General features: G+C 65.9%; 1 protein-coding gene (cut by both window edges). It reads right to left on the bottom strand.

Every position in this 13,258-nt window falls within one protein-coding gene, locus tag ACFVMC_RS28830, for a glycerophosphodiester phosphodiesterase family protein, read on the bottom strand. The gene is 116,319 nt long; 41,268 of those nucleotides lie to the left of the window and 61,793 to its right, leaving coding positions 61,794-75,051 in view (codon 20,598, partial, through codon 25,017, complete); the first complete codon in reading order (the gene reads right to left) occupies positions 13,255-13,257. Both codon boundaries (start and stop) fall beyond the window edges.

The raw sequence follows: 13,258 nt of genomic DNA, 5'->3' as shown, positions 1-13,258 counted from the left end.
CGTGAGGGTGGTCCATCTGGTCTCCGGAACACACTTGGCGCCCAGTGCCTTGTCGAGGATCGACGCCCCGACTTCACACGCCGCCGCCTCCGGGCAATGCTCGCAGTCATCGGGTTTGAAGATGGACTGTCGGCCCCCGGCGCGGGTAACGATGTAGGAATCATGTACCCCGTGATTGGGGTTCGGCTCCACCGACACGATGTCGTCGGCCGGCGGTTCGGTTGCCTCCGCGCGCCCCGGCACGAAGTCCGCCAATTCGAAGACTTTCTCGGACCCCGCACCACGTGAGCGCACACGCGCGACGGCATTCACATCACCATCGAACTGGTTCCTTCCCGCAACGATGGCGAGTGCAGCACCAGCCGGCCCACGGGATATCGCTTGCATCCAGGCAGCGATGCCGGCGTGTATCCCGGCCGGTGCCAGGGCGGTCAGCTGGGCCGCGATCGTGTGATGGTCGCTGGGGCGAGGATCGGCAATGCGCCACTCGGCGACCACCCGACCGGTCGATATACCCAGCTCGAAGAAATGCGTCCCGCGCGGATCGATCACGCTTACTTTCAGCGAATCCGATTCGCGGTCTTCGTACACCGAGATTTCCGCACGTTCGGCGGTGAGCGCCGCCCTGATCAGATCTGCGGCCCGAACTGCAACCGTGGCGCTGTCGGAGTCGGCATGTGCGTCGACCCAATTCTGGAGATAGACGTCGACGCCGGCGGGATCGCACTCGAATTCCGTGTAGTTGCCGACGCCCTGTGCGCTGAATATTCGGCCGACGGCCTTTCCCGATTCGATCGTGACGAGGAAGCCGCCGCGCTCGGCCAAATCCTGCCACCGCAACTCGATTTCGTACTCGGCCGGCGGCATGGACTCGGCGTAGAACGGACTCCACTGCGCATTGATCTCGCCCGGGACAGCCAGTGCCTCGAGGTCGTCTGGCAGCGTTGATCCGTCGGCCGACGCATGGCCAGCAGTCGAATCTCCGCTGTCCGAGACCGACGGGTCAGCCTCGGAAAGCGACTCCGGGGTGGGCGATTGCCGGATTCGCTCGGCGCCAGTACCAGGTGTAACGGCAGAATCGGTATCCGTCGAGTGCTGGCCGTTCGGCTGTTCGTACAGCGGATTGGCACCTGCCGCGGCCAGCTCCAGATCGCGAATGATCCGCAGCGATTGCAGCCGACGCCGTACGTGGCGACTGGAATCGCTGCCGGGCAGGGCCGGAAGATTCTCGTGCACACGAACGCGGTAGGGCATGAGGCCCGACCGGGTGCAATCGAGCCCCAACCGCTCGGTGCCGGTAAACCACAGGTCATATTCGGTCTGGCGCTGTGACCGCAGATCGTCGCCTTCGGCTTTCAACGACCTGATACGTACACCGCGTTCCTGGTTCGCGTTCTGGTTCCGCTTCCCGCGTCGGCGGGGCTCGGAATTCAACCGACCGAGCTCATGATCGATATCGGCCAGCCGGATATCGATCTCGTCGATTCTCTCGTTGTGCCCGAACAACTCCACGATGTCGTCGACAGCTGCCTCGGCATCGTCGACATCGAGCCACTGCCGCGTCAGAACTCTCGCGACAGCCCGCAGCACCTCTCGCCGTCGCGGCAGAACACGGGATTCACTCGGTGGGTGCTCGTTGTCCTCGATGCCGTCGGGCGCGCGAACGATCCCTTCGGGGTGCGCACGCCAGATCCAATCCTCTCGCCGTTCCTCGACCAGGTAGCTGGCGCCCGATTCGTGGATCAAACGCACACGCCACCGCTCCACCGGGACACCGCGCAGCTCCTCCCCGAGAGCATGCAGTACTCGCTCGTCGAGTATGGGATCGATCGCGCCATCCGGAGCGATGACGATAATTCGGTTGTTGACCAAGCGGGCCCACGCACCCAGCGGAATGCCACCGAGCAGTTGGAGTTCTGCTGCGGCGAGCCTGGCTGCGTCCTTGTCCACGAACCCGCCGTCGCCATCGCTGTTGGGCCCGTCCGCCCCAGGGACCTCTTTCCCACCACCGGCCCGGAAAACCGGACGGGCGGACGAAGACAGGTCGTACCGGAAGCCTTTGTGATAGATCCAGGCCCGGCCGTTGTTGTCGCGGCTGTCGGATAGTCCTTCGTAGAACGCCGTGATCCCCCGGGTCAGCGGGAAGGGCTGGTCATCGGCCCCCTGCTGCGAGTTCAACGTGTTGTCGTGGCTCACGTTGACGGATATTTCCCCTGCCTCCGCCCCATCGAAGCTTCGCGACACCTCCAGCCGCACTGCGGTGCCGCCACGGCGGCCGAGCAGCGTGTCGAGCACTTCGTCCAGCATCAGCCGGAACACCTCGACACGCTCCCGAGGGGCGGAGCTAGCCAACGCCACCGCGGCGGCGATCGCGACCGGGATATCGTCGGCAGTGTCGATAGTGCAGCCGATACTGGATACCGTGCCGTCGGATACCTCGGCAAGCAGGTCCTCGACCTGATCCAGCTCGGTGATCTCACGGAACTCGCCCCGCGCCCGGCGCTCCGAATCACGGGATTGTTCGCTGGTCTCGATCCGCGAATCCATCTCCCGCAGTTCACGAATCTGCCGCGCGCGCCGACCGGTGACGGGTCCGTCGTAGTCCGGGTGCAGTTCCTCCGGCAGCACCCCGAGCCGACGGGCATCCGCTGCCACCCCGGCCCAGGTGGAGGCGATGGCACCGCGGGCGAACTCTTCGGTTTCGACGAGGATGCGGTCCGCGTCCAGGGCGCGTCTGATGCGCGCGGCTCGGCGCGGCCCATAGTCTTCCGGTTCGGGGCCGTCATTCGCGGTCTGGTGCTCGCGCTTGATGCGCTCGAGTGCGCGTTCGATGCGATCGATCCGGCGCAGACCCGTCAGCACGGATTCCAGCAGGGCGGTCGTGCCCTGCGACTCCGGCGCTCGCGCAAGTCCCTGCGGGGTACTGATCAGCGCTTCCCTGGCTCGGCTCGTCCCGTCGAATACCGTTGCAGCCGTGGCGCTTTCCATGCTTGACGCGGGCAGATCCAGACCGAATTCGAGCAGTACGGCGCGCAGTACATCCGGGCGGTCGGTGACGATACCCGTCACGCCCAGGATGATCAGCTCGCGCATCCGCTCGGCGTCGTCCGTCCACGCGTTGACATCGATGCCGGCGTCACGCGCCTGCGCCATGAACACCGCATCGATCTGTGCTTCGTGAGCCGAGATCACGTCCGCTCCGGCTTCTTTCGCGGCGAGCGGCAGGTTGTCGAGATCGGCACGCGGATCGTTCATCCAGCCGCGAGTGTCGTCGGGAGTGCGTTTGCGGGTCAGGGCGACCAGCGCCTGAGGCGGGTTGTCGGCACGGCCGGCCGACAACTCCCGGGCGATCTGTATTCCGCGCCAATCGAAGTCGAGCAGCCGGTACCGGCGATTGCCCTGGGCGAACGCGTCCATGATCTTGCCGAGCACAGTGCGCGCGTCCGACTCCGACCAGGAGTTCCGCCGATCGGCGGCCTCGAGCCCGGTCACGACCCACCGATTCGATTCGACGAGGAACGTACCGAGCCAGCCGAGCCGGTCCGCGAGGTCGAGCAATTCGGTCAGGGTGGGGATCGAGGACCAGCCCACCGGACGCTGGTCGCCGTGTGTGGGATTCACGATGGCGGCGTTGATTTCGCGGATGTCGGCCAGTGTCATCTCGTCGATCCGGCGGCCGACATATCGCGCCGGCACCGTGCCGGGCTGCAGCGTTTCATCGTGATAGATCACGACTTCGCCGTCGGCGGTGATCTGAATGTCGAGCTCGATGGAGTGCACGCCCAGCACCATGGCCCGCGCGAAAGCCGGGAGCACACCCTCGGGCCACAGCCCCCGGGCAGCTCGGTGCCCCTGGGATTCCACCGTCGGCGGTGTCGCCGTGGCACTCGACCACCCGTCGGGGTTCGACAGGTGGTGATCGATGAAGCGATGGGCGACGGCCTGGGATTCGTCGACCTGGGTGCCGTCGGCCCGGGTACCGTAATAGGCGAACTTGTATGCGTTTTCGGCACCGATATCGTGCACGATATCGATGCGTGCACCACGTACCAAGCCCACCAGCACATCCGTGTGCGCGGCGACCTTTCGAGCCTGAGCGAGCATATGCGCTGCGGGAGAACCCGGCGGCAGTAACTCCACCAGTTCCGCGGCATTGGCCCGCCAGTCGGCATCGGCCACCGAGTCGCCGACCACCTCGTCGATCCGTGCCGTCGTTGCCCTCGCGTCACGAATCTCGATGGCCAGGCGCCGCAGGTTCACCAACCATCTTGTCGCGCGGACTTTTTCGGCCTCGTGCGCGGGCCGCGACGCGTCATCGGGCGCCAGACCCGAGAGTATCCGCTCGTGTCCCGCGAGTTCCTCCGCGACGTACATGTACAGCCCGGCCAGCTCGGCGGGCAGCCACGCGGTGAACGGCGTCAATTCTTCGAGCAGCCATTCGGTCAGTTTTCCGTCGCTCAGGCCGAAGTGGCCCCCCACCGCGTACCGATCGGCCGCCCGCGCCCGCGCCTCGGCAAAGATGTCGTCGACAGCCTCGTCCGCATCCGGCCCGCTACCGACGACCTCGGCGACCCGCTGGCGCACCTCGCTCTCGTACACCCGCGGGAATATGGCACTCACCCGTGTGAACGCATTCCGGACATCCTGCGGCACAAAGCCTTCGAGCGGGTCGCTCGAGGTCTCGAGCACATGCCGCATCGCGCGCCCGATCGCCAGGACATTGTCGATCGGATCCGAATGGCGATCGAAGGCCGCGCGCAACGCGGCGGAGATCTGCGGGTGCTCGCCGCGGAGGAATTCCCACAGCAGACGCAGATCGGCCACCACCAGATCCAGGTCCACCCAGCTGTCCAGTTTCCGCAGCCACTGACCGAGCACACGGTCGTCGACCGAGTCGGCTCGGGGACCGTCGCGGACGTCCACGATCAGGTCGTCCCCGTCGATGGTGATCGTGATCGCGACATCGCCGCGGGTGGCGTGGCGTTCGGCGATATCCGCGCACAGCGTCTCCAGCAATCCCGGGCTGTCGCCCCGCACCACATAGCGCAGCTGGGACAGTCCGGTCACCGGTCCGGGTGCACCGGTACGAATCGTGATCGCGAGCCGACGGCCATCCGTCGCCGCCTCGAGGTCTACTTCGGCACTGCCGACCGGACCGGTGACCGAGACAACGAGTTCGTCGCTGGTCACCGAATTCAGCACGGGTGACAGCAACGACTCGGTCTGCTGGATTGCCCGGACATCACTGAGCGCACCGAGCCGGTCGGCGAGATCGCCGCCCGTCCAGCGATGTACCTCGCGTGTCGGCTCACCGTCGACGCTCGGGAAGAACTCCATCCGCATAGTGGTGACGGGCTCACCGCCGGAGCGCGAAGTTTCCGTCGCCTCCATGACGAACGAGCCGCCCTGGGCGACATCGGACAGGGCGGCAGTCGCCGTCACCGTGTGGCCGGGCAAGCGCGGGCTCGGACTGTACCAGCGGGCCGCACGAACGGCGGCGAAACGAATATGGTCCAGACGGCGCAGCTCCGGCGTATCGCGGTCAGCGGTCAACGGCATATCGGTCCACAGCCGCAGATCCCCTACCCAAGCATCCAATCCGGACTGGTCGTCGACCTGCCAATCCCCCTGCAGTGCGCCGCCGGGTCCAGGGAATCGTGCGGCCAGCCACTCGAAGTCCGCCAGCACGTCGTCAGGGATCGGCGGAGCGGGCTGCTCGATGTATCCGCGGCCGGGATACACCCGCAGACAGGTGATTTCGCGCAGGATCGCAGCCAAGGTGGCGGCCGGCTCGGCCGGCGGCAGCATCTCGGTGTAGAACGCCGACTGTCGCCGCATTCCGTTGCGCAGATAGTCCTCGATCGAAACATCCCTGGTCATCATCGCAATATGCGTGATGTCGGGGTATAGCTTGCGAAGTGTCCAGTACACCCTTTGCGCATGCTGCTGGGTGGTGAAGACCATCAGCTTGCGTACCGGCGCACCGGATCTCGCTTCGATCAGCCTCGGTACCGACTCCTGGATATTGGCCTGTGTATTCGTAGCTTTTGTTTCAATCGTCAGCCGATCGATGGGCGCCCCGGATCGGACCGCCTCGGCGGAGATCCGCGCGGACTCCCCGCCACCGCCGGTCGACACCCATGGTATGTCGAGTCCCGACAGAACTTCACCGGCCAGCTGCGCGTTACCCCAATCGGCACCGGACAGCAGCAGCGCACCGTCGTAGTCGATTCCGGGGTCGAACTGCGCACCCTGCACCGTACTGAGGAATCTCCAGACGTTCGCCGCTTTGGCCAGCATCGCCTCGACGTCGATACCGCGTGCGGCCAATTCGGCCAACCAGAGATCCAAGGGGTCGAGAGTTGGCTCAGAAGCAGACTCGGGCTGATCCGAATCGGGTGCCACGGGCGAGGGAGTTGCTCCCTCCGGCGCAGCCTCTGTGCGCGAATTGTCCCTGTCAGGGTAGGATATCGGACTTCCCGAACCCTGCTGTTTCGGCGCCGCAGACTGCCCCCACTGCCTGGGTGGCCCGGTTTGCCGGAGTGCGTCCAGGTACCGCTGCTGTGCCGCACCATCGTCCGTCGCGACCTGTTCGGACTCCGTGATCTCAGGGACGCTCCGTGCTCGGTCGTTCGCTTCGATCCGCCTGTCCATAGCCCGCAGTTCGCGAATCTGGCGGGCGCGCCGGCCGGTGACGGGGCCGTCGTAGGTGGCATCCAGTTCCTCGGGTAGCGCCCCGAGCCGGCGCGCGTCCGCCGTCATCTGAGCCCTGGTCGCGTCGAGGTCGCGGGCGGTGGTCGCCCGTGCGTCGGGTGCGCGGTCGTCCGCCTCGAGTGCGCGCTCGAGCTGATCGATCCGGCGCAGACCCACGAGCACGGATTCCAGCAATTGCGATTCCGCCGCCGTCGCCAACCCCTGAGGGGCCCCGATCAGCGCTTGCCGCGCCTGGCGCGTCCCGTCGTATACCGTTTCGGGGCTGCCCATTCCCGGGGCGGGTTCGGCCGGGTCCATTCCGAATTCGATCTGGACGGCACGCAGCAGGTCGGGGCGGTCGGTGATGATGCCGGCTACACCCAGGATGATCAGTTCCCGCATCCGGCCGGGGTCGTTGACCGTGTGCACCGTGACAGCGATCTCCGCGGCCCGCGCCTGGGCCATGAACGCCGCGTCGACCTGTTCGTCGATCGCGCAGATCACGTCCGCGCCAGCTTGTTTCGCGGTGGCGGGGAGGTTGTCGAGATCGGCGTGCGGTTCGTCCAGCCAGCTGCGTGCTTCGTCCGGCCCGCGCAGACGGGTGACAGCGATCAGGGCTGGCGGATACCCGATGCCTTCGGCGAGAAGTTCCTCGGAGGGGTTTCCAGCGCGTTGGGCAAGCAGTTCCTTGGCGAACTTGATGCCACGCCAGTCGAAATCGGTGAGCCGGTAACGGCGAGCACGCCCCGCGAACTCGGCGATGACGAGGCCAGCCAGCTCGCGCACCTCGTCGTCGCTCCACTCGTGCCGAACACGCGCCGCGTCGCTCCGCGCGTACCGGACATCGGCCGCGTCGCTCGGATTGGTCTTCAGTTCGACGACGAATTCACCCTGCCAGCCGAGCCGATCGGCGAGGTCGAGCACTTCGGACAAGGTCGGCACCAGTGCCCGGCCCACCGAACGCTGGCCTGGATGAGCCGGGTTCAGCGTGGCAGCGTTGACTTCCCGAATTTGCGCCAGCGTCAGCTCGCGGATCAGTTTGCCGCGGTACTGCTCCGGCACCGTGTCGTCGTCAGGCAGCGCTTCGTCGTGGAAGACGACCCCCTCACCATCGGCGGTGACCTGGACATCCAATTCGATCGAATGCACCCCCAGCAACATGGCCAGCGCGAAGGTCGGCAGCACGTTCTCCGGCGCCAGACCTCGGGCCCCCCGATGTCCCTGGCATTCCACCAGCGGCGGCGTCTCGGTGATATCGGCCAGATTCGACAGAAGATCGACGGCCTCGCGGCTCTCATACACGGACCGATACGCGTTCTCGGCGCCGCTGCCCGGCACGGCCTCGGTGCGCACCGCACCGCGACCCTGCACGACATCGGCGCGCACCAGCTCTACCAGCCTCACGACATGCGCGTCGACCTGCCGAACGCGGGCCAGCAGGTGCGCGGCAGGCGATCCCGGCGGAACCAGTTCCGCCAGTTCCGCCGCTCGGCCCAACCACATGCCCTCGGCCTGCCCGCTGCCCAGGGTGGCATCGATCCACGCCGTAGTGACGCTGGCGTCGCGAATCTCCACGGCCAGCCGCCGCAGGTTCGCCAACCAGACTTTCCGGTCCCGCGCGGTCCGCGTCTGATCCTCGGGCAGGGTCCCGGAAGTCGATTCGACGAGTCTGCGCTCGTGGTCCGCGAGCTCGTCCACGAGATGCGAATACAGTCCCGCCAGTTCTCGCGGCAGCCACGCGATGAACGGGGTCATGTCCTGCAGCAGCCAGTCGGTCAGCTTCCCGTCACCCAGGCTGGAGTAGTCGTCGCGCGCGTATTCATCCGCCTTCGCCTGCGCCTGGTCGAAGATGTAGTCGACGGCCGCGTCCGCCGCCGGCCCGGTGCCGACGACCTCGGCCACGAACCGGCGCACCTCGGCGTCGAACACCCGCGGAAGCATGGCGCTCAGGCGGGCGAACGCCTCCCGAACAACCTGCGGCACATCGGATCTGTGGTCCGGGGATTCCATCACCTCCCACACCGCACGCACGATCGCCGTCGCATTGTCGATCCCCGATGCCTCCTCGAAACCCGCGCGCAACGTGTCAGCTGTTGCCGGGTGATCACCGCGCAGGAAACCCCACAGAACCACCAGGTCCGATGCCATCGCATTCGAGTGGGTCCGGCCGTGCAGCCACTGCCCGAATTGTTCGTAGCTCTGCAGGTTCGCCTCGAGCACCGACGGTGCCAGCTCCCCGAGCAGCCATCGCTCGATGCCCCTGTCCAGCAGCGGGTCCAGATTGCCTCGTGCCGCATAGGTTTCGGTAACCATCCGTTCGGCCTCGGCGAGGATCTCCTCGGTGATCGCTCGCACCATCGGCTCGTGACCGACCGCGGCATCGACCAGCTCCCGCACCTGTGTGTGATACAGGCGCGGGAAGACCGTAGCCAGCAGGTCGAAAGCGTCGCGTACCTCGCCGGGGACGTTCTGGTCGGCGATGACCTGCCGGTCCGGGAGTTCGATCGCGCCCTTCATCTCGAACAGGATCGCGAGCATGGTCTCGTCCATCGCGGGGGCCGGCTCGACCGGAACATCGTTCACGGAGCCGTAGGCCCGCATTCCGTAAGCGAGGTATGTCGCGGCGGATACATCGATCGAGGTCACCGAGATGTCAATGTCGAAGACGATCCCGAGTTCGCGGCGCTTGTCCACCACCCACTGCTCGGCCAGCGCCTTGATGCGGCGCAGGTGCTGCGGGTTGGAGTAGAATCGGACGGATCTCGGATAGTCGCCGTTGAGCTGTTTCAGCTTCTCCATGGAGAAGGCGATGTTCTCGGCGGTGTCCGACGCCTCCGGTTCCTCGAGGATACGGAGTGCGGAATTCGTGTCGTAGGCCTCCAGTTCCCGTCGGATCGACTTCGACTCGGTCACAGCCTCTTCCGGCGCGCGGTAACCCGACACCACGACCGGTTTGCCGTCATAGCCGGGGTTGTCGACATGGTCGTTCCAGAACACCGCCGCCAAAGCGCGATTTGTCGCGGAATTCCCACAGATGACGAACGCTTCGGGCGCGGGCGCACCGGATACCGATGTCCTGTCCGCCGAGAGGAATTCCCAGATCTTCTGCAGCGCGGGCAGCGCCGTGTCGCCGTCGATCCGGCCCAGCTGCGCAAACCATGCGGCAAGCAACTCGGACGTCGAGTCCGCCGCATCGAAGCCCACGAGGGTTCCGCGGCGGGCAGACTTCGTCGCCTCGGCCGAAGCAGGGTCCGGGAAATCTTCCAGGTCGACAATGGTCACGACGCCATCGGGCGTCGTCGAGCGGGCGATGGCGTCCAATGGAGCGCCGGTTCGCGATTGTTCCACCGTGATTTCCACCGGCTGCCCGTCGGTGCGCCGGGATACCTCCGCCAACCATGCATCGACACCGATGTCCCCGGCCAATGCCGCCAATTGTGCACGCACAGTGTCGAGATCAGAACTCTGACGATTCACGAATCGCCAGATGCCATCGACACCGCCGCCAGGGAAACCCACATCCACCGACAGACTGTTTCCGTGCCCGTCGACGGCATCGATCCGAAGCTTTTCCGCCTCCAGATGCGCCGTCACCTTCGAATAGCCGGCGATCAGCGCGATCCTGATCACCTCGACGGCTTTGCCCGCAGCCTCGGCACTGGGACGACCGGCATGCGCGTCACGCCATTGCCGCAGATACTGGTCCACTTCCGCCGGTGCGCAGCTGAATTCTGTTGCATTCGAAACCATTTCGGCGATGCTGCCGAAACCATCCGCCTGCACCGCCACACCGACGGCCGTTTCCCCGTCGATCCGTACACCGAATCCGGCGCGCTCGGCGTAATACTGCGCCCACATATCGAATTCGGCCCGGTCCTCGTAGACACTGCCTTGATTGCGACCGAAGCCGAAGGGCTGCTGCGGCGCTTCGCCATCCGACCCGAGGGAACCGAATGCGCCGTCATCCGGCGGGCGCGCGATACCTGTCGGTTCGATCAGTTTCCGGACGGCACGGTAGGCGATGGAACGGGCCTCATCGACAGGGACCTCCAGCTGGTCCGCGATCACGGCCCACGACTTTCGGCCGAGAGCGAGTTCGCGGTAGTCGTCCTCCAGCTGCGTCAGGCGGCCCCAGCGCTCCACCAGGTCGGGGGCGATACTCTGGATGGCCTCGATCACCCGGGGTGGCTGGTCGATACCGGCTTGCTCACTCATCAGATCCACGGCCAGTTGGAGCACTCGCACGCGATGCTGTTGGGCCTCCTGTGTCCGAGCGGTGCGGCTTTTGGCTCGATCGAGATCGAGTTCATCGGCAAGCTGACGATCCGTGTATTTCTCCTCGATCACGCCGGCGAGAATCCGCCGGTCCTGCTCGGAGAGGGTTTGCTTCATCGTCTCGTAAGCGTGCCGATCCTCGACGCGAGCGGCCTCGACTCGTTTCCGGTTCGCCGCCGGCGGCGGTTGAACGGCGATCAGGACATTGGCGAGTTCGAGGATGGCCATGTGGGCCTGCTCCGCCGGAATTTCGTCACGCAGCCAGGCCTCGACCGTCGCTCGACGCTCCGCGGCGGAAGTACGGCTACCAGCAGGCAACCAGAACAGGGCAGATTTCAGCACACCCGGGAGGATCTGTTCGACCCGCCGGATCAGCGCGATCGCGTCGGCGCGGTGGCGTTCGCGATCGGTGACGACGGGCACCGTCACCTCATCGGTGGACACGGGTTCGGGAGCGGGCCGACTCTCCACCGCGTCGGTGTCAACCGAAGACGCACCGCTGTCGTACTCCACCGCCGGCGCGTTCGGTAGATCGGCAGGATCACCGTCCGGCGGCGGGGTGGGCTCCGCATCCTGTCGCGACGATCCTTCGTCGTTCAACGGGTACTCGAACCAGTACTCGATCGAGCCGTCCACGGCCTCGTGGCCGAATCGGTCGACCTTGCTCTGCAGCAGTTCCAGTATCTGCGGGTTCGCTTCGCCCGCGGGGCGCTTGTCGGAGACCCTCACTCGGATCCGATCGGTCACCAGTTCGGCACTGAGCGTGACGTTCGGGTTGCCCAGGGCGCCGAGGATATCGAGCGCTAGATCGGCGGCGGCGTCCAGGGCGACATCGGCCGCTTGGGCCGGCGAAAGCACACTCAACCAGTCGCGCAGCGGCCCGTATTCGCCCCAGCGGTAGTCCATTTCGATGACGATCGGAGTAGCCACCACGGCGGGATCGCGCTGGCTGAAGGTGTATTCCGGGCCACCGAGAACCTTGACCTGCACTTCGCGCTCGTCGGGCATTCCGGTCACCACAACCGACCCCAGCCGGCCGAACATCCGGTGCAGCCGACGCTCCACCTCGGCAGCCCAGTCGTTGTCGCCGAGCATTCGCCGCGACCAACCGGCCTGCTGTTGAGCCTGGTCCGAACGAGGTCGACGGTTCGACCGCTTCCAGCGGGCCTCCCACTTGATCCCGCCGTTCTCGAGTTCGAAGACATCGAGTGTCATCTTGTCGATATCGGCAACGGCATCGAACGGAACATCACCGAGAGTGCGCATGTAGATTCCGACGCCATTGTTCGGGCGATCCCACTCCTCACAGTTGGCGACCATCAGCTGTGCCGCGCCACGCTTCTGCACGAGCCACACCGGGCCGTGGGCAAGCACCTGGGACGCCGACTCGGCGACGAGGGCACGCTGCACAGCCGTCAGCACGCCGGTCGTAAGCGCTTCGACTTGTGCTTCGAGCAGCGTCTGCACGGTGTCGCCCGCGAACTGCGGGTCGATCTTCACACTCAGGCGCGACGAGCCCCCGGCCACTGCCTCCACCGTCATCCACGCATTGCCGTCACCATCTTCGAGCCGGAACTCGAATTGCGTCGGACCGTTGGGGTTCGACACCTCCACCACCACCGTGCTGGGGGTGCGTGGTCCGAGTTCGATCGCACGGCGCACCAGGCCCGCGATGGTGTCTTCCCACCTGGCGCCCACCCCGGCATCGTGTGCCAACGGGCTGATCGCCTCGAAGGCCGCCTCGAGCTCCTGCGGTGCGTCAGGGCTCAGAACTGTCTGGTACCGCTGCAGTTTCGAACGCATCGGCTTGTCATAGGCATATCGTTCATCGCGATACTCGCTGTGCGCGGTCCGCGAACCATCGGTCACCGTGATATCCAGCGGGTTCCAGCCATCATCCTCGGTGCGAACTCCCCGCTTCACCGAGATCGTGATATCGCCGGACCACGGCTGATCCAGTACCTTGGCCAGCCGATCGGCCACCGCAGTTTCATCGTGCAGGTGCAGACTCTTCAGCGCGGTCTGCAGTGCGGCGTCGATGCGCTCACGATCGCCGTGCGGCAGCGTAACGGTGTTCGTGAACCACCAGCCCCGATCCGGGTCGCGGTTTTCGGTCGCCGCCCACACTTCCCAGACATTCCACGCCGTCCCCTCGGCATCGTCACACCGCTCGATTCGCACCCGGCCGTGCTCGTCGACGACCGCGCGCAGCCGGCCGCCGGCCGGGAGCGTGCCGTTGCCTATCGGCAGCAACGCTGCTCGCAGCTGCTCGTCGAGGTGACGGAACTTC

It is taken from the genome of Nocardia sp. NPDC127579 (genome assembly GCF_042672005.1).
Classification (GTDB): domain Bacteria; phylum Actinomycetota; class Actinomycetes; order Mycobacteriales; family Mycobacteriaceae; genus Nocardia.
Note: the sequence above shows the minus strand (reverse complement) of the source record. Positions and strands in the feature narration are given on the sequence as shown.